Consider the following 20135-nt stretch of genomic DNA (forward strand, 5'->3'; position numbering starts at 1 on the left):
TTGTACAGGATGTGCATTTGGAAGCGGAGTCCCCGTAGTAGCGAGCATGCTCGCTATACATGAAGGTATCCCCTATTCCGAACCGTATGTAGCGGAAGGACCGTAGCTCAGGCGCGGAACCCTTCCGTTTTTTGTTGAATTTTGCGCTGTGAAATTACGCAAATGTAGCGCACAATGAAAAAATGTAGCGCAAAATGAAATAGGGAAATAAGCGATTGGCATAGAGCTTGGTATCCAACTACTACGATAGTACGTCGTCCTGTTCCATTGTTACCTTTTCGTAGCGAAGAGCGGCTACTATGCATATGAATTGGCGTAGCCCGCGATTAGTATAAATGTAATGATTTCCAGACGTTATAAACACAGAACGATCCTATATTTTAACGAAAGACAGGGTGAATGTAATGACTTCGATCTATCTTGACCATGCTGCCTCCACACCGGTGCATCCAGAGGTGGCGCAGGAAATGTTAAATGTAATGACCGGCACATATGGTAATGCATCCAGTGTGCATGGATATGGCCGCGCAGCAAAGCGCATCGTTAGTAGTGCACGCGATCTGATGGCGACGCGGCTCGGTTGTCATCCTAATGAACTTGTATTTACCGCAGGCGGTACAGAGAGCGATAATATGGCATTGTTTGGTGCAGCCGAAGCGATGAAGGAAAAAGGTCGTCATATCATCACATCCAGCATTGAGCATCATGCGGTACTGCACGCATGTGAAGCATTGGAGAAGCGTGGATATGAAGTGACCTATCTGCCTGTGGATACACAGGGACAGATACGGCTGGATGAGCTGCGGGCAGCGATTCGCCCGGATACGATTCTGATTAGCATTATGTTTGGCAATAACGAAGTCGGAACGCTACAGCCGATTCACGAGATCGGCGAACTGGCACGATCGCACGATGTTATTTTTCATACCGATGCGGTACAGGCGCTCGGTGGTGCGATGATCAACTGCCAGGAGCTGCCGGTCGATCTGATCAGCTTTTCGGCGCACAAGATTAACGGCCCGCAAGGAATCGGCGCTCTGTATGTACGTCAGGGCACACGTTTGGAGCCGCTGCTTTATGGCGGTTTGCAGGAGCGCAAGCGTCGTGCAGGTACGGAAAATCTGGCAGGTATCGCCGGCTTTGCTAAGGCCGTGCAGCTTGCTACAGACAAGCTGGAAGAGCGCATGGCAAGTGTGCATCAACTGCGTGCGGCATTCATTGAAGCGCTGACCGAGCAGGCAGGTAGTGATGTATTTGTGATCAATACACCGCTGGAACAATCACTGCCACATATTTTGAATATGAGTTTTCCGGGCATTACGAGCGAGACGATGTTAATGAATTTGGACATGCAGCAGATTGCCGCTGCCAGCGGATCGGCATGTACATCAGGTTCGCTGGAGCTATCTCATGTATTACAGGCGATGAATTTGCCGCAAAATGTACAACAATCCGCGATTCGTTTTAGCTTTGGACTGGGTAATACTACACAGGAAATGGAAGAAACCGCACAAAAAATTGCAACCATTTTAAAACGGCTGCGTAAATGATGGAAGGGCTCCCCTGTCAGGTGAATAAGGGAGGATAGATGTCGGCTAACGCCACCGGCCGGACGTAAGTGTTTAAAGCTTACTCCGTGCAAAATGTGCGCCCAGGAGGTCCTGCATATGTTGAAGATTCAAAGCATGATCGGACTTGCTGTGTTTGACGTAGAAGACGGCAAGCAGCTAGGCAAAATCCACGATTTTATCGTGCATGAAGACTGGTCCGTCTACGGCTTCGAGCTGGAAGGCAAAGGACTGTTTTCACTACAGGTTCGTACGGTGAAATGGGAAGACGTGGTCAGCTTTGGCAATGATGCCATTATGATTCGTAATCAACAGGCAGTGCGCCAGACGGCGGCTGACGATATCAAGCATACATTCCTTATCGGGAATCGCAAGCTCAAAGAGCTGCCGGTTCTCACCAGTGATGGAGCCATGCTCGGATATGTGTCCGATGTTTACTTTAATCCTGAACTGGGTAAAAGCATTACCGGGATCGAAATTAGCGACGGTTTTATTTCCGATCTGATTGGCGGAAGAAAATGGCTTCCGATCAGTGACCAGATCTCTTTTGGTGAAAGCGCCATTATGACGCCGGTAGCCAGCGATCAACGACTGGAAGAATGCCTGTAAACTGTAGCTAGCACAGCGGAGAGACCACTACAGATGAGTTTGAGCAACCTTGCTAATGGAGCAGACGGATGCAAAGCGATACATGTTGTAGATGGAGGAAGCGCCGGAAATGAGGTGCTGCGCCGTAAGGCTGGCTGCCCAAACTTGTAGACGGATAGGGTGAGTGCGGAATGAAATGTCCAAACTGTAGTTCCAAAGATATTGGGAAAATCGGCTCGCATCAATTTTATTGCTGGGGCTGTTTTATTGAACTAACCGTAAATAACGGTAAAATGTCAGTGTATCAGGTGGAAGAAGACGGTACACTTAGCTCGCTGGACGATCTGTTTGTTGAACATCCGGCAGTAGCTGCTCAGCTTCCTTTGTCTTCATAATCGACGACAAGCAATGGGAGTTTAATGAACGAACATCATCGGGGAATACGGCTGTACAATCATCGTCTTATACATACTACGATAACAGCGGGCTATCGACCCGGTTTACACCTTGACGGTTGATGCGCATGAATGATGCGTATCGACTGCTCCAGGTTTTTTTGCATTTATACTAGTGAAAGTACGGTTCTAATGTGTAGAGTATGGATGGATAGGATGGATGATGTGAGTAAGACAAGCAATTAAAAGGAATAGAACGATGTTACGGCTGGGAAAGTCGGCTTTGTTTGTAATCAAAGCGATTTTTCAACTTCATCTGAGCAGGTTTTCTTGTTCATTGCCCTGAATGGATGATCGTTTAGCAGATAGTGATGTGATCTAGTAGTGATGTATCTAGCCTTCTCATTAGCCTGCTACAGCACCGATCGCAAGCGCTTTTCATGCCTTGCTGTCTAGGGTGTCTGCGATTGACAGAGCCGGATACGCTGGATATACTGATATAGGTTGTTGAAAAATCGTGAACTTCCGCTGAAAGGCTAGCGATTCCGGCGGAAACAGGTATCCAGGCATACCTCTTTTTTACCGTCCACTGCCTAGTAAAAGACAGGAGATTCGCTTGTCTTGCCATATCCTTTGTGTGATATCTTTTGGTATCATCGTTAGGGCAGCTGGAAGCGGCATAACAGACGGCGACTGTACTCTGGAATAACAGATGATGGTGGTAGCGCCTGCTGTACACAGCACAGCCTTGGCATAACAAAAAAGGGTGCAGGGAGAAGCCGTTTCAGGAAATACAAGAATACCGTCCCTGATCTATCGACAGGGGCGTTTTTTTAGATTCCGGGCCTTACAGGGTTCCCGTACAAGGTGGCTGGCTCAGATGGGGATCGATCGTTTGATGCTGCTACGAGAATCTGTTTATACACCGAACACATGCGTTTGCATGGTCAAACGCTATACTTAAGGAGGCTCGCTATTTATGAAAGCAAGTGAAATTCGTTCCAAATGGCTCGCTTTTTTTGAGAGCAAAGGACATAAAGTAGAACCGAGTGCACCGCTTGTACCGATTAACGACCCATCTTTGCTGTGGATCAATGCAGGGATGGCACCGCTGAAAGCTTATTTTGACGGCCGTATTCAGCCGGATAACCCGCGTATTACGAACTCGCAAAAATGTATTCGGACGAATGATATCGAGAATGTCGGTAAAACACGTCGTCACCATACCTTTTTTGAAATGCTGGGCAACTTCTCGATCGGCGATTACTTCAAAGAAGAAGCGATCACATGGGCATGGGAATTTCTGACCGGCAAGGAATGGATCGGTTTTGATCCAGAACGTCTGTCTGTAACGGTATATCCTGAAGATGAGGAAGCGTTCAAACTGTGGAACGAGAAGATCGGTTTGCCGGCAGAACGCATCATCAAGCTGGAAGACAACTTCTGGGATATCGGTGAAGGTCCTTGTGGTCCATGTACCGAGATTTTCTATGATCGTGGCGATGCGTATGGCGCGCTTGATCCGAATGATCCAGAAATGTATCCGGGCGGTGAAAACGAGCGTTTCCTGGAAGTATGGAATCTCGTATTTTCCCAATTCAACCATAATAAAGATGGTAGCTACACACCGCTGCCTAACAAAAATATCGATACCGGTGCAGGTTTGGAGCGCTTCACTTCCATTTTGCAGGATGTGGATTCCAACTTCGATACAGACCTGTTCCAGCCGATGATTCAAGAAACGGCACAAATTGCAGGTGTAACGTACAAGCAAAACAACGATACAGATGTGGCACTGAAAGTCATCGCTGACCATATCCGTACTGTAACCTTTGCTGTAGGTGATGGTGTATTGCCTTCTAATGAAGGACGCGGTTATGTGATTCGCCGTCTGCTGCGCCGTGCGGTTCGTTACGGTAAAGTGATCGGTCTGGATAAGCCGTTCCTGTTCAGCCTCGTGAAAACGGTAGGCTATGTGATGGGCACATACTACCCAACGGTCGTTGAGCAACGTGATTATATTGAGAAAATTATCCGTACCGAGGAAGAGCGTTTCCACGAAACACTGTCCGACGGTCTGAACATTTTGGCTGAGCTAAGCGAACAGGCGAAAGCACAGGGACAGACGGCAATCAGCGGTGCCGATGCGTTCAAATTGTATGATACGTATGGCTTCCCATTTGACCTGACTGAAGATTATGCACTTGAAAATGGTCTAACTGTGGATCGCGAAGGTTTTGACGCTTCGATGCAAGAGCAGCGTGAGCGCGCGCGTGCTGCACGTCAGGATAGTGGCAGTATGAAAGTACAGGGTGGCGTACTGTCTGAACTGGACGCGAAAAGTGAGTTTATCGGCTATGAGCAACTGACCGTACAATCGACCGTAGCAGCGATCATTGCAGATGAAGCTTTTGCCCAGAGCGCTGGCGAAGGTCAGACGGTGCAGGTCATTCTGGATGTAACACCATTTTATGCAGAGAGCGGCGGTCAGGTGAGCGATCTCGGTCTGCTGATCAGCGACAAGGTCGAAGCATCGGTAGAAACGCTGTTCAAAGCACCACGCGGACAATCTGTGCACATCGTCACGATTCGTTCAGGCGAGCTACATGTCGGTGATACCGTCACGGCTCAGGTGGATGCACCAAACCGTAACGATATTATTAAAAACCATACCGCTACCCACTTGATGCACAAAGCGCTCAAAGAAGTGCTGGGCAACCATGCGAATCAAGCCGGCTCACTCGTTGAAGCAGAGCGTCTGCGGTTTGACTTCTCTCACTTCAGCAGCGTAACACTGGAAGAACTGGCAGACATCGAGCGTCGCGTCAACCAGGAAATCTGGAAAGGTCTGGATGTGGAAATTAACTATGCGGCTATCGATGAAGCGAAAGCAATGGGTGCAATGGCACTGTTTGGTGAAAAATACGGCGATATCGTGCGCGTAGTCAAAATCGGCGATTACAGCATCGAGCTGTGTGGCGGTTGTCATGTGGACAACACTTCCCGTATCGGTCTGTTCAAAATCGTTTCCGAGAGCGGCATCGGCTCCGGTGTACGCCGGATCGAAGCGGTAACCGGTCGTCTGGCCTATATGTTCCTCGACAGCCAGCTGGATATTCTTAAACAGGCGGCAGTACAGCTCAAATCGAACGTACATGATGTACCCAAACGGATCGAAGCGCTGAATCAGCAAGTTCGCGATCTCGGTCGTGAAAACGAATCGCTGCAAAGCAAGCTGAGCCTGATCGAAGCTGGACAATTGACGGATCAAGTTGAGACAGTCGGCAGCACACCATTACTGGCAACAGAAGTGCAGGCACCGAGCATGGATGCATTGCGCGGTCTGGCAGACGAGCTGAAAGTGAAGCTGCCGGAAGCGGTACTCGTACTCGGCGCCGCGATCGAAGACAAAGTAAACTTTGTGGTCGTTGTCCCGAAATCCGGTATCGAACGCGGACTGCATGCAGGCAAGCTTGTCAAAGAAGTCGCTGCGATTTGCGGCGGCGGTGGCGGTGGGCGCCCAGATATGGCGCAAGCCGGCGGTAAAGATGCTTCCAAGCTGGGCGAAGCGCTGGAAGCAGCGAAGAAGCATGTTGCTTCCGTTTAAGCAATAGCAGATAGCTATGCACGCATAATAGTGGAATAGACGAGTTGACAATAGAAGCGGCAAAAGCGATATAACCGCAATCGTCGCTGAAAATTTGGCATTTATGTGTTAATACTTTAAAATTCTGTAACTTTTCGATTAGTTTGAACGTAAATATTCCTTGTACATCCCTTGATGTGTTATGATGATAAAGAATCAACATGAACATCAGGGGATTCCATTTTGAGGAAGTGTGTTCATACACTATTCCGAAAAAGCGAGGTGTCAGCGAGTGGACTCCATGGACAAAACGGTCAAGTTTAATGTCAAAGGTGATGAGCACGAAAGCTCGTCACAAGAAATACTGCTCACCGTGTATGATGCACTGGTGGAGAAAGAATACAATCCGATTAATCAGATTGTAGGCTATCTCATTTCCGGGGACCCCGCCTATATTCCCCGGCATAACAATGCACGCAGCTTAATTGGCAAAAAAGAGCGGGACGAATTAATTGAAGAGCTGGTCCGTTCCTACCTGGCCAGTCATCGGTAGAGACGGAGCGTAAACACATCATGAAAATATTAGGTCTGGATTACGGAGATCGCCGGATCGGTGTCGCAGTCAGTGATGCGTTTGGATGGACGGCTCAAGGCGTTGAGGTCATTGACCGCCAGCGCAATACGGCAGTCGACGAACGGATTGCTGAACTCATTCAAGAACATGAGATTAGCGAGATCGTGGTAGGGCTTCCTAAGAATATGAATGGAAGTGTCGGTCCCCGTGGTCAAATATGTATCGAATTTGCAGAACATCTTCGGGAATCTGTGCATCTGCCTGTTCACCTATGGGATGAAAGGCTTACGACGATGTCGGCCGAGCGAACTTTGATTGAGGCTGACGTAAGCCGCAAGAAACGCAAGCAAGTCATTGATAAAATGGCTGCGAGCTTGATTTTGCAAAATTACTTGGATTCTAAAAGTAAAGGGTGAGGGTGGTTAATATGGCGAAGGATCAAAATTTGCTTGAGGACGAACCAGAAATTATTTACATTCCAGATGATGATGGAAACGAAGAGGAATTTGAAGTCATCATGAAATTCGAAGTCGATGGTTCGGAAGCCAAATATATGATGGTCGTGCCTATGGAAGACACAGAGGACGATACCGATGAAGTATATGCGTTCCGGTACGAAGAAGACGGCGATGATCTAAAGCTCTATATCATTGAAGACGAAAACGAGTGGCAGATCGTTGAAGAGACCTTCAATACATTAGTGGCTGAATTGGATGGTGAATAAACCGATGAGTGATCTTTCTGCGAGTAATGTCAAATTATCGTCTAAGTTGCTTGAAGCTTACGGTGTACTGATCGAGTTAACCGATGAGAGCGGCGAAAATGTCGTTTATCGTTTGATCAGCGAATTTGAGACAGAATCGGGTGCGTATGCCGTCCTGCAAAAGGATAGTGCGTTACCAGATACCGAAGTCGAAATTTTGAAAATTGTAGACGGTGCGGATGGAAATCCAGAGCTGATTACGATTGATGACGACGATGAATGGGAAGACGTAGCTGAATTGTATGACGAGCTGACCTTACCGTTTGAAGATTAATCACGGATTTGCATACGGCAGTTCTATGCTGCTTCAGTTATGTCTTGAGAAGAGCGGAGCCTATTCCGCTCTTTTTGACTGTCAAAGGAGTTGTTATGTCCATTGCGTAAAAAGGTCAGGACCCTTTTAGTCGTTGTCGTTTTGCTTATTATTGTGTTTGCAGGGGCAGCAGCATATGGCTGGAATGCGATGCAGCCTACTACACCTTCAGCCGAGCCAGTTGCCTATACGCTGACAGAAGGCACGTCAACCGCTAAGCTTGCGGGCGATCTGGAAAGTAAAGGCATCATTCGAAATGACTTCGCGTTTCGTATGTATTTGCGTTGGAATCAGGAAGGCAAAGCGTTCAAAGCTGGTAATTATGAATTTACGCCAGGGATGACGTATGAGCAGATTGTGACCAAACTGAATAATGCGGAAGTCGTCGTACCGAAAACGATGAAATTTACAATTCCAGAAGGTTATACCGTCACCCAGATTGCCGACAAGCTCAGCAGCGCGGGCTATGTGGATCGGGAGGCATTTTTGAAGGCAGTGGACGATCCGTCTGCGTTTAAGCAAGCTCGTGAATGGAAAGTGCCGACAGGCAATGGCATTTTACATCCGTTAGAAGGCTATCTGTTTCCAGCTACATACGATTTGCCGCTGGATAGTACGCCCCAGGATGTGATTGCGAACATGCTGGCAGGTACGCGTGCAAATCTGGCGACGATCGATAATTTGGATCAAAAGTTAAAAGCGCGAAATATGACACTGCATCAGTTGCTAACCGAAGCATCGCTGATTGAACGAGAAGTTGTCGTTCCTGCGGAGCGTGCAGAGGTCGCAGGTGTAATTAACAACCGAATCAAGCAAGGTATGCGTCTGCAAATTGATGCAACGGTGCAATATGCACTCGGTAAGCAAAAGCAGCGCTTGCTCTACTCTGATCTGAAAATTGACAGTCCATATAACACGTATTTGCATGATGGACTGCCGCCAGGACCGATTGCCAATCCGGGGATTGAAGCGATTAAAGCCGCACTCGAACCGAAAACATCGGATTATTTATACTATGTAACGAAAAAAGACGGCTCTGGTGGACATTTGTTTGCAAAAACATTTGCCGAGCATCAGCAAAATATCGCTGCTAGCAAACAAACAGATGCAGCAGAGCAAGCCGAGAGCAGCGCTTCGGAAGAAGCCAACTAAGTTCCAATTGAATCGACATCTACAGGCAGCGAACCATTCGCTGCCTTGTGATGCGTGGAGATTGGGATCATAGCCATTGTAGACCCTACAAGTATATATGGATCGATAACAGCAATACGTATAATGATGAAATGACAGCCGTAAGGCTGGGAGGTGCTTAATATGAATAACAAACCTGAGCTGCTAATTACAGCTTCCTCACTGGACGAGCTACGTCTGCTAGCTGAAGCAGGAGCTGATGCTTTTCTCATTGGTGAAGAACGCTTTGGCATGCGTTTGCCGGGAAACTTTACGTTAGGCGAAATTGCTGAGGCTGTAACGTACAGCCATGACAAAGGAAAGCGTGTCTATGTTGCCGTCAACAATCTGATGACCAATGATATACTGGCTGAACTGCCCGCTTATATCGAAGGCTTGCGTGATGCAGGTGTAGATGGTATTGAATTTGGTGATCCGGCTGTGCTGACGACAGCACGTGAGTTAGCACCATCGCTGCGTTTGCACTGGAATGCGGAAATGACCTCGACGAACTCATCCACAGCGAATTACTGGGGACGTAAAGGAGCAACTCGCGTCGTACTGGCACGTGAGCTGAATATGGATGAAATCACCGGCATGACCGATAAGCTGGAAGTGGAAGCACAGGTACAGGTGCATGGCATGACTAATATTTACCATTCCAAACGCCGACTTGTACAAAGTTATATGGCACATCAAGGACGTCAGGTAGACGGTGATCTCGGCTTAACACGCGGTCTATTCCTGATCGAAGCAGAACGCCGTGATGAAAAGTTTCCAATCTACGAAGATAGCAACGGTACGCACATTATGAGTTCCGAAGACATTTGCATTTTGGAAGACTTACATTTATTGATGGAAGCAGGCATTCATAGCTTCAAAATCGAAGGCATGCTAAAGCCGACTGCCTATAATGTCGCTGTCATTCGTGCATATCGCACTGCCATCGATCATTATGTTGCCAATGCCGACGACTATGAATTCGATGAATCCTGGTTAGACGCGGTGCACGAATTACAGGACCCTGAACGTGAATTGTCATTTGGTTTCTTTTATAAAGAACAAGTTTTTTAAAGAACGATCGTTGTATATTATAGATTGCAACAAGATCAAGGGGGAGATCTTCATGGGCATTCAAGCTAAACCCATTCATTTTGGTAAACGACACCGTCTGGACAAGCCTGAACTGCTTGCACCAGCAGGTAATCTGGAAAAACTAAAATTCGCTATTCACTATGGCGCCGATGCTGTTTATATCGGCGGACAACAATACGGCCTTCGGTCCAACGCAGATAACTTCAGTTTTGAAGAGATGCGGGAAGGCGTAGAGTTTGCGAATCGCTATGGTGCTAAAGTGTTTGTAGCAACTAATATTTATGCGCATGATGAAGATGTGGATGGTATCGAGGCATACTTGCGTAATCTGGAAGATGTCGGTATCTCGGCGATTATCGTAGCCGATCCAACGATTATCGAAATTGCTCTGCGCTCTGCGCCGAAGCTTGAAGTGCATTTGAGCACGCAACAATCGACATTAAACTGGCAAGCGGTGAAGTTTTGGAAAGAAGAAGGCTTGCCACGTGTCGTGCTTGGACGCGAAACGAGTCTGGAAGAAATTGCGGAGATTAAGAAGCATGTTGATGTGGAGATCGAAGCATTTATCCACGGTGCGATGTGTTCTTCGTTCTCTGGACGCTGCGTACTGTCCAATCATTTTACCGATCGTGACTCCAACCGTGGTGGCTGCTGTCAGTCATGCCGCTGGAAATATGATCTGTTTGAGGATGCACGTTCACAGACGGACTGGATTTCAGAAGAGGAAGCAGCCGACCAGCGTGTGTTGGAGCAATTCCAGCTTGGTGTCAATCAGCTTCCGCTATATGAGGAAGGGGATAATCCATTCTCTATGGGCTCTAAAGACCTGTGTATGCTGGAGGCGATTCCTGATCTAATTGAAGTCGGTATCGACAGCTTTAAGATTGAAGGCCGTATGAAATCGATCCACTATGTCGCAACCGTAGTTAATGCGTATCGTCAGGCGATCGATTCCTACATGGCTGATCCAGAAAACTACGAGCTAAAACCGGAATGGCTGGAAGAACTGAACAAGGCGGCGAATCGTCCGCTGAACACAGGTTTCTTTTACGATACACCGGATGAAGAAGATCATATTTATGAGCCGGAAGATAAAGCTGTACCTTATGATTTTGCTGGATTGGTACTGGATTATGAGGAAGCGACAGGGATCGCTACAGTGCAGCAACGTAATCATTTCAAACCAGGTCAGCAGATTGAGTTTTTCGGCCCGAACGGTACCTTTTTCAAGCAACAGGTAGGTACGATCTGGGATGAGGAAGGCAATGAGCTGGATGCAGCCCGTCATCCCTTGCAAAAGATTAGATTGAAAGTCGATCAGCCGGTGCGTTATTTTGATATGATGCGTAAACAGAATGTGAAAGTAGCTTCCAAAGCGGTTGCAGCGATCTAAAGCAAAAGCAAAAGCAAAAGCAAAAGCAAAAGCAAAAGCAAAAGCAAAAGCAAAAGCAAAAGCAAAAGCGTAAGTTCTCTTCAACGTAGTAGCTAGCGATTCCTCTTGATAACCTAGATAGAGCATACGTTAGCTATACAGCAAAATATAGATAGATTTGCGTTCACGAATAGGAATCTTATAACGATGCGATAGTGAATCGGATCGTGAAGCATCGCGAATTACAAATAGAATAGAATCGCTATATCTCGACAAATCACAATATGAAATAGGGCAGAAAACTGTCTTTTGGTAAGCTGAAACGTCTTTCAGTATAGACCAAAAGGACTGTTTTCTGCCTTTTTTATGTCATTTACATAACATATAATGATATATTCATTTATTTTCTGAAAATAAAATCGCTTACAATGGGAAGATTATCCTGTAAAATGGGAAAATCATCCTGAATTATGGGCTAATTTAATTAACTGTGTTAGATTATTTCTAAATTATAGTAAAAAAGACCTGATTTTTTGAAAAAAAGTGTTCATTTTTATCCCATCATCACCGATAATGGAAGCAGAACTATAGCTCTAGGACTTCAGAGGGGGCTTTGACTCGATAAAATAGGCAACAAGTTGTCCGGGAGAGAAAAGTATATTGCAGGTCCTGAATTTTGAGATGGTAGGTGAATGATATGGGTTTATGGCAAAAACCGGGGAAAACGGAAGGCAAGCCAGCAAAGTTATCCAAAAAGTTACTCAAGCAACCAGGCGAGACCAAGCAACCAAAGAATCAAACTCCAAAGCCGAAACAACAAAAATTGAAAAAGGAACAAAATCCTTCACAGCAGGCGCTACATAAATGGTTTAACAAGCGCGGCAGGGGAGCGAAGCAGTTGCCTGGTCAGCATATGGACGCTGTAGAAGCATTGACAGCAGACGGATCAGCCAAGCCACAACGTAACCGATTTAAGCTCAAGGCGCCACATCTATCACGTGAGCAACTCAAGCATGCTGGTCGTTCTTCTCTGTCTGCCGCTAAAAATTGGCGTAATTTTAATCCGTCCAAATCAGTTGGCGTAAAATTATTTTTGATGTTTTTCATTGCTATTATGCTGTGCGTTGTTCTACTCGGTTCATTTTCCTACTTGCGTGCGAAGAGCGTAATTAAGGAAAATGCAGCGATTAGCAATGAACAGACGATTATCCAGACCGGGGAAAAGCTGGATGTGATGCTCAGTCAGATCGTGAACTCTTCTGTACAAGTATTTTTCGATCCAACGATGCAGAGTGATCTGACCAAGCTGTCGAGTTCAAATTTATCTGAATACGATAAATATCAGACGATCAACTCGATTAGTCAGAATTTGCAAAATCAAATGAACTCTACCGATTCGATCGAAGCGATCTATCTGATCCCTGTCGATACGAAGTTAAATGTTATCGGTGCAGGTACAGGTATTCCTGATCCGTCTGCCGTGCGTGAAAAAGATTGGTACAAAACGTTAACGGACGATAAAGGTGTGATGCAGTGGATTCCAACCGAATCTGGTGCAGGCACAAATCGAAACTTTACGTATGCGCGTGCGATGCGTCTGTCGAGTAGTCCAGAATCTTTCGTTTTCGTCATGAGCATTAATAGCAAATGGCTAAATGATCAGATCGATAACCTTAATCTCGGTGATGGTGGCAATGTGAATCTGGTTGGCGGTCCAAACAATACGATTATCGCTTCAACACAACCGGAAACCGTATCACAGGCATCTCCGTTCAAGTTTCTGGATCAAATCAAAGGTGGTAGCGGACGCTTCCAAAATGATGAAGGTTCTGAGCCAACACTTGTTGCTTATTCTGTACTGGGTACAGCCGACAATTGGAAACTGATTGGAACTGTGCCAGTAAAAGCGCTTGTATCGAGTGCAAGTCCGATTCTGGTGTTAACCTGGATTATGGCTATTGTGTGCGCGATCGTCGCTGTTTTGATCGGTCTGGTCATTATTCGCACGATTGGTACACCATTGCGTAAACTACAGCGTTTGATGAATCTTGGTTCAGAAGGCATTTTGAGCGTGCGTACAAATCATCGATCTTCAGATGAAATTGGACAGCTCAGCGTCGCTTTTAATACGATGATGGAAAATATTACGAGTCTGGTTAAACAGACGAACGAATCTGCGCAGCAAGTGCTGGATACCGCCACGACACTCAGCTCTGCTTCTCGTCAAACGGCTACGTCGGCACGCGAGATCGCTACGGCGACCGAAGAAATTGCTAACGGTGCAGGTAGTCTAGCATTGGAAGCTGAACGTGGGACAGAGCTGACCGAGACGATGAATGATCGGATGGGTCGCGTTGTCGATGCGAACAAGCAGATGGAAGTGTCAGCGGAGAAAGTCGAAGAAGCTGGCAAAACAGGCGTTCATCATATGGGTGAATTGCTGGATAAAACGAAAGTGACTGAAGATATGATCCGCTCGCTGAGCACGCGGATCGACTCGCTCAAAGAAAGTACATCTTCCGTACAGCAGGTACTGGATGCAATGCAAAATATTACGAAACAGACGAATATTCTGTCACTGAATGCAACGATTGAAGCAGCTCGCGCAGGTGCAGCAGGCAAAGGCTTTATGGTCGTTGCGGATGAAGTTCGTAATCTGGCCGAACAGTCTCGCCAGTCAATCCTGATGGTTGGCCAGATTACCGCCAATATTCAGAAGGAAATGGATGAGACGGTACGTGTGCTGACCGAGGCATTCCCATTATTCCGTCAACAGACGGAAGCAGTGCAGGCAACAACTGGTATTTTTGAAACGGTACAGGGGCAAATGACCGAGTTCGTAAACAAGCTGGGTTCGGCTACGCAGTCGATCAATGAGCTAAATCGCGTACAGCAATCGATGAGCGAAGCGATGAGCAATGTGAGTGCGGTTGCTGAGGAATCTTCCGCTACTTCACAGGAAGTTGCTTCTTTAAGTAGCGAGCAGCAAAATGTAAGTGCACAGCTCGTTACGCTGTCCGGACAACTCGAAACGGTATCGATTGGCTTGAAAGATACGATTGCACGCTTCACGATCGACGAAGTAGAGATACCTGATGAAGATGCGGCAACTGAAATGAATCATACAGAGGCAGCGACAGCAGGCGAAGCTAACGTAACGACAGATCCAGCGGATGATACGTTTAAAACGGGTTGATTGACCACATCAAAAAGCTGCACTTTCCGTAATTGGAAGGTGCAGCTTTTTACGTATCGTTGTATGCAATGAACGAACATGCAGCGAAACTGGATGCAGCAGCCTGGATTCGTTACAATGACATATACACAACATACACAGCCTTTACATTTAACGTGTATCATAAGCTAAGCCAGCATCCTAACAGGTGGTCTGTTAATGGATGAATCGACAGGCTAAATTTGGTAGATGAAAGATAGGAATGTGGATATGCATGTAAAGAGTAAGTCATCCATATGTTCATAGTTCTGATACAAAGGAGGACGAGATATTGACACTCGAAGAATTTGTCAGTCGTCCATATGTTCATAGTTCTGTGTAATGAATCTGTGTAGTAAACCTGTGCAGTGAATTAAACTTACAAATTATGTGTAGAAGTCGCTGGCTCTGTAGGCGTAGCCGGAGGGACGGGATCATCTGAACGATCCATCGGTTCGAATTCTTCCTGAGGCAATCGAATCCAGCGTCGCAGATAACCTTGCACAAACAGCTCTTTCAGCAAAATGATCAAAATTGGCGATAGTACCAAACCTGCAACGCCGAAAATAGACAGTGAAATGATCATAGCGGACAGCATCAGATAAGCGGATGTGATGCCAATCGAGTTTCCAGTAATTTTAGGCTCCAACAGCTGACGAGTCAGGATGACCACAACGAGCAGTACGGTTAGCCCAATCGCAAGTCCGGTCTGCCCTACGATGAACAGATATACAATCCAGGGAATGAAAATGACCGGTATACCGAGTAGCGGCAAAATATCGAATACCGCGCTAAGAATCGCTAGCGAAAAAGCATGATCGACCTGCAAAATCAGCAGTCCTATGTATACCAGCACAAAGGTCAGGGAGACCATCATCAATTGCGCTTTAATATACGCGCCGATCGCAAACAGTACATGTTCTTTTAAAAAATAAACGGATTGTTTGATCGTATTCGGTGTCTTTTCGGTCGCGATGCGTCGCCACAGATTAATCTCAGCACTGAGGAAAAAGGCAAGCACGATCCCAACCGCAAAGCTACCGATAAAAGAAGAAAACGTACCGAGCCAGCCAAGCGCTGCGTTAAACAGCGATTTGCCCCATACGGCAAGTCCAGCGGTGAAGGTAGCAAAATACTCGTTAATCTGCTCCGCTACACCCGGAGGTAACGCTTTGAGCTGATCTTGCAAAAAGCCAGTGAATTGTGAGAAATGATGCTGTACGATTGAAGCGTAACCGGGTAAAGCATCGGTCACCTGACTGATCTGGGCAACAAATACGAGTCCGGCGCCAAACAATGCTCCTAAAATGATCAATACGAACACAAGCACAGCAATCGCCGAGCAGACCATCTTCGGTAAGCCACGCCGATTTAAAAACATCGCAAACGGCTCAATTATAGCGAAGATAAGCAGCGAGAGGAAGACAGGTGCAGCGATCCGGTATAGCCAGCTAGATAGCAATAGCACCAGGTAGACGGTTAGAACGACGATCCCGATATCAAATGCGGTTCGCCAATACTTTTTATACAAAGGCAACATGAAACGTAAAACCCCTTTTCTATTGTAATGGTGAAATTCCCTCTTCCTATAACAGCAGGAGGTTATGATAAAATAGTACAATAGATATAGAAAAATGATCAATACATTATAACAAGGACAGCAGGATAGGGAGCTGAAAAGAGCAATGATGGAACATCTGTTTTTGTGGCTGCTGTACATATGTTCATTTTATGCGTTCATTCCGGGCTTGATTAGTCGTCTATTTGGCTATCGTGTGTTTCAGCGTGGTGATAGTGAGACGGCATTTGCGCTAACGTTTGACGATGGGCCTGATCCGATTTACACGCCTTTGTTATTGGATTTGCTAAAGAAGTATGGGGCGAAAGCGACCTTTTTTGTCGTAGGACGCCATGCGGAGTTATATCCAGACATTGTGCGCCGTATGCATGAGGAAGGACATCAGATTGGGATTCACAACTATATTCATCGCGCGAACTGGCTCATGTCGCCAGCAGCGGTACGTCGCCAAATTTATCTCACTCAGCATATCATTTATAACATTACCGGTCAGCGTCCATTATACTATCGTCCGCCGTGGGGCATCGTCAACCAGTCTGATCTGTCGCCTAACAGCCAGTACGATATTGTGCTCTGGTCTTCCCTGTTTGGTGATTGGCGTAAACGGGTAGGTAGACAGAAACTTGCTGCTCGAATGCTGCGCAAGCTACGCGGTGGCGAGATTATGTTGCTGCACGATTGCGGCAACACCTGGGGGGCGAATCGTGATGCTCCTGCCGAAATGTTAGCTGCGCTGGAATATGTACTACAGGAGGCGCAGCAGCGCGGTCTGGAGGCTGTTACAATCGGTTCCCTGATGGAAGGGAGCAAATATATGTCCAAACAGAGAAAAGATCGTACCGCCCACGAGGGGAAGGATGGAGCCTATACGCGCCGCGCACCACTCGGCACACTGCTGTCTCCATTCAAAAAATGGCTCGTGCGCCTATGGTTGGGCTGGGAAAAGGTGTTTCACTGGATGTTCCATTTGCAAAAGACAGGCGCTGACGGACTTTTTCATTACCGATTACGTTCATATCGCGGCAGACCGCTACAACTCGAAACGGGAGAATGGCTGGAACGGGGAGACTCTATTATTGAACTCCATTTTGATAATCGCCGTCTGTTCGAATTGACCTCAGGCTCACGCTCCATGATGCAGCTTGCCATCCTATTCATTCAGGGTGCCAGAAAGGATTTTCCAAAGCTAGCGGTGCAGATGAAAGAACAACCGGAATTGATGGAAGCACGCGCCCTGTACGGCGTAAGCATGATCAACCGCGGTCCGGAAAAATTCGGCTTTGCGGTGCGTGAACTACCACAGGGCATGTTCGCCGTGATGACACGCTGGTATTTGAAGCTACTGCTGGCAATCATTCACCCATCAGGTAGCATGCGCTTAAAAGAACAATCCAACCATCTGATCCCACGCGCGATGGTTGTATCCACAGCTGCTTTTATGCAGCGCTACGGCATAGACAGAACAACCATAACAGATGATTCCCAACACCACGCCGAACGCGGTGCAACACTAACGTCAGCACCAGCGGAATCCTCCTCATCCATAGAAGACGCACTAACGGCTACAGACGTACAGACACAACCTTCTTGAGATAGGAATGAGAATATTGAGGTAGGAATGAGTTGGAGGAACAGAGTGATGTACAGAGCGTTTGGATGAAAAGCTCATACTGGTATAGGTATAGGTGTAGGTATAGGTGTAGAGGGACGGGCACCAAACTGATACCAAAGTAAAGACTGTTATCACAGTACAATGGTAACGAGTGCCGGTGCGCTCGTCTATCCTTCGCTCGTCGAGTTGAAAACAGTAGCCATAAGAATAGAAATGAAGTCGCTATTCAAATACAAACTCGATGCATCAACATCAACTTATACTTTATGGCCTGAAACCAATCGTCTATTCATTGGATACGTGCTGACTCACTGTAAACTGCATTTTGCTAGATTGCATTGCAGCTGCGATGAACTGTTTCCATTAGACGATTCGTTTTGGGCTATTTGGTATGGCTATGCTTATACATTAAGAGTTGTAAGGCAACGACATTCCCCTCAGTAACATGAACATTTATCCGATGCGTCTGCACCAATCACAACGCACAAGCGTAGCTCATAAGCATAACGCAAAATCATAACTGACAAGCATCATTCACAATCATAGCTCACAAGCACAATTCACAGTCACAACTAAAAAACGCCCCGGATCGCAAACCGCGATACCGAGACGCTTTTATAAGATTTATTAGATTTTCATAATGCCGCCCATGCTTGCATTGGTTACGAGCTTGGAATAACGCGCCAAATATCCGGTTTTCACCTTTGGCTCGAACTCTGTCCACTCGTTTTTACGACGTTCTTCCAGCTCTTCGTCGCTAACGTGAAGCGTAATATGACGTTCGTTCAGATCCAACTCGATGATATCGCCATCGTGAACGAATGCGATCGGGCCGCCCTCTGCTGCTTCCGGCGAGATGTGACCGATACTGATACCACGAGATGCGCCGGAGAAGCGTCCGTCGGTGATCAGACCTACCTTCGCACCGAGACCCATCCCCACGATTTGAGACGTTGGAGCAAGCATTTCCGGCATACCTGGGCCGCCTTTAGGACCTTCATAACGGATAACGACTACATGACCTTCTTTAACGTGACCGTTAGCGATGCCATACAGCGCGTCATCTTGCGAGTCAAAGCAGATCGCAGGGCCTTTATGATAGCCGCCAACCGAGGCATCCACTGCACCGACTTTGATGATGGAACCTTCAGGTGCCAGATTACCGAACAGAACCGCCAGACCGCCGCGTTCGGAGTGCGGGTTATCAATCGCGTGAATCACTTCATGGTTTTGAATTTCCTGACCTTCTACATTTTCACGAATCGTTTTGCCTGTCACTGTAATGCAATCCTCGTGCAGAGCACCTGGTTTTTTGAGCAGCTCATTCAATACGGCGCTTACGCCACCTGCCAGATGGACATCTTCGATGTGCCAGTCGGATGCAGGAGCAAGCTTCGCGAGGTGAGGTACGCGGTTCGCTACTTCATTGATGCGTTCGATTGGATATTCAAATCCAGCTTCATGCGCCAATGCCAGTGTGTGCAGTACCGTATTCGTCGAACCACCCATTGCCATATCGAGTGCAAATGCATTGTCGATCGCTTTTTCCGTTACGATATCACGTGGCTTCAGATCAAGCTTGATCAGTTCCATTAGCTGTGTAGCCGATTTGCGAACAAAGTCACGACGTTCTGGCGCAACAGCCAGAATCGTACCGTTACCCGGCAAAGCCAGACCCAGTGCTTCAGCCAGACAGTTCATGGAGTTTGCTGTGAACATACCGGAGCACGAACCACAGGTTGGACAACCAAACTGTTCCAGTTCGAGCAATGTTTTGTCATCGATCTTGCCAGCTTGAAATGCACCGACACCTTCAAATACCGAAGTCAGGGAGATAGAACGTCCTGTGCTATCTTTACCCGCTTTCATCGGGCCACCGCTGACAAACAATGTTGGAATGTTGACACGAAGTGCGCCCATCAGCATACCTGGTGTGATTTTGTCACAGTTTGGAATACAAACCATACCATCAAACCAGTGAGCAGATACGACAGTTTCCAGTGAATCTGCGATGATCTCGCGGCTTGGCAGGGAATAGCGCATGCCGATATGACCCATTGCGATACCGTCATCGACGCCGATTGTATTGAACTCGAACGGTACACCGCCCGCTTCGCGAATCGCTTCTTTGACGATTTTACCGAACTCTTGCAGATGCACATGGCCCGGAACGATATCAATGTAGGAGTTACATACAGCGATAAACGGTTTGTCGAAATCTTCTTCCTTAACGCCAGCTGCACGCAGCAGGCTGCGGTGCGGCGCACGATCGAAACCTTTTTTGATCATGTCCGAGCGCATTTTGT

General features: G+C 47.0%; 15 protein-coding genes. 13 read left to right on the forward strand and 2 right to left on the reverse strand.

Annotated features, from left to right (window positions below; all coding sequences use genetic code 11):
* Positions 1–404: 404 nt before the first annotated feature.
* The 12 genes from AAHF22_RS17810 to AAHF22_RS17865 all read left to right on the forward strand — a co-directional run bounded on the left by AAHF22_RS17810 (position 405) and on the right by AAHF22_RS17865 (position 14620).
* A complete protein-coding gene (locus AAHF22_RS17810) occupies positions 405–1550 on the forward strand; it encodes a cysteine desulfurase family protein (protein WP_347326376.1) in 1146 nt (381 codons plus the stop codon).
* 120 nt (positions 1551–1670) lie between these two features.
* Positions 1671–2177, forward strand: coding sequence for a PRC-barrel domain-containing protein (locus AAHF22_RS17815; protein WP_347326430.1), 507 nt, complete (start codon positions 1671–1673; stop codon positions 2175–2177).
* Between the two features lie 170 nt (positions 2178–2347).
* Positions 2348–2551, forward strand: a complete 204-nt coding sequence (locus AAHF22_RS17820; protein WP_188776135.1) for a YrzR-like zinc ribbon domain — start codon at positions 2348–2350, stop codon at positions 2549–2551.
* 979 nt (positions 2552–3530) lie between these two features.
* A complete protein-coding gene (alaS, locus tag AAHF22_RS17825) occupies positions 3531–6158 on the forward strand; it encodes an alanine--tRNA ligase (protein WP_347326377.1) in 2628 nt (875 codons plus the stop codon).
* Positions 6159–6429: 271 nt separating this feature from the next.
* Positions 6430–6690, forward strand: a complete 261-nt coding sequence (locus tag AAHF22_RS17830) for an IreB family regulatory phosphoprotein (protein WP_188776137.1) — start codon at positions 6430–6432, stop codon at positions 6688–6690.
* Between the two features lie 20 nt (positions 6691–6710).
* Positions 6711–7127 carry a Holliday junction resolvase RuvX gene (ruvX, locus tag AAHF22_RS17835; RefSeq protein ID WP_347326378.1) on the forward strand — a complete coding sequence of 139 codons (417 nt, stop codon included), beginning with the start codon at positions 6711–6713 and terminating at the stop codon, positions 7125–7127.
* Between the two features lie 11 nt (positions 7128–7138).
* Positions 7139–7435 carry a DUF1292 domain-containing protein gene (locus tag AAHF22_RS17840; RefSeq protein WP_347326379.1) on the forward strand — a complete coding sequence of 99 codons (297 nt, stop codon included), beginning with the start codon at positions 7139–7141 and terminating at the stop codon, positions 7433–7435.
* A gap of 4 nt (positions 7436–7439) precedes the next feature.
* Positions 7440–7748, forward strand: coding sequence for a DUF1292 domain-containing protein (locus tag AAHF22_RS17845; protein WP_347326380.1), 309 nt, complete (start codon positions 7440–7442; stop codon positions 7746–7748).
* A 102-nt stretch (positions 7749–7850) separates the two neighbouring features.
* Positions 7851–8939 carry an endolytic transglycosylase MltG gene (gene mltG, locus AAHF22_RS17850; protein WP_347326381.1) on the forward strand — a complete coding sequence of 363 codons (1089 nt, stop codon included), beginning with the start codon at positions 7851–7853 and terminating at the stop codon, positions 8937–8939.
* Positions 8940–9101: 162 nt separating this feature from the next.
* On the forward strand, positions 9102–10031 hold the full coding sequence (locus tag AAHF22_RS17855; protein ID WP_347326382.1) for a peptidase U32 family protein: 930 nt from the start codon (positions 9102–9104) through the stop codon (positions 10029–10031).
* Between the two features lie 52 nt (positions 10032–10083).
* On the forward strand, positions 10084–11445 hold the full coding sequence (locus AAHF22_RS17860; RefSeq protein ID WP_347326383.1) for a peptidase U32 family protein: 1362 nt from the start codon (positions 10084–10086) through the stop codon (positions 11443–11445).
* 676 nt (positions 11446–12121) lie between these two features.
* Positions 12122–14620, forward strand: a complete 2499-nt coding sequence (locus AAHF22_RS17865) for a methyl-accepting chemotaxis protein (protein WP_347326384.1) — start codon at positions 12122–12124, stop codon at positions 14618–14620.
* A 397-nt stretch (positions 14621–15017) separates the two neighbouring features.
* Here the strand turns inward: AAHF22_RS17865 and AAHF22_RS17870 are convergent, their stop codons facing one another.
* On the reverse strand, positions 15018–16178 hold the full coding sequence (locus AAHF22_RS17870) for an AI-2E family transporter (RefSeq protein WP_347326385.1): 1161 nt from the start codon (positions 16176–16178) through the stop codon (positions 15018–15020).
* Between the two features lie 145 nt (positions 16179–16323).
* Here AAHF22_RS17870 and AAHF22_RS17875 point away from each other — a divergent pair, with 145 nt between their 5' ends.
* The gene (locus AAHF22_RS17875; RefSeq protein ID WP_347326386.1) at positions 16324–17808 is read left to right on the forward strand and encodes a polysaccharide deacetylase family protein; all 1485 of its coding nucleotides are present in this window, start codon (positions 16324–16326) and stop codon (positions 17806–17808) included.
* Between the two features lie 648 nt (positions 17809–18456).
* On the opposite strand, the gene ilvD is transcribed toward AAHF22_RS17875, so the two are convergent.
* Positions 18457–20130 (reverse strand): dihydroxy-acid dehydratase, encoded by a 1674-nt coding sequence (gene ilvD / locus AAHF22_RS17880; RefSeq protein WP_347326431.1) that lies wholly within the window; start codon positions 20128–20130, stop codon positions 18457–18459.
* Positions 20131–20135: the final 5 nt, after the last annotated feature.

The organism is Paenibacillus wenxiniae (genome assembly GCF_039822605.1).
Classification (GTDB): Bacteria; Bacillota; Bacilli; order Paenibacillales; family Paenibacillaceae; genus Saccharibacillus; species Saccharibacillus wenxiniae.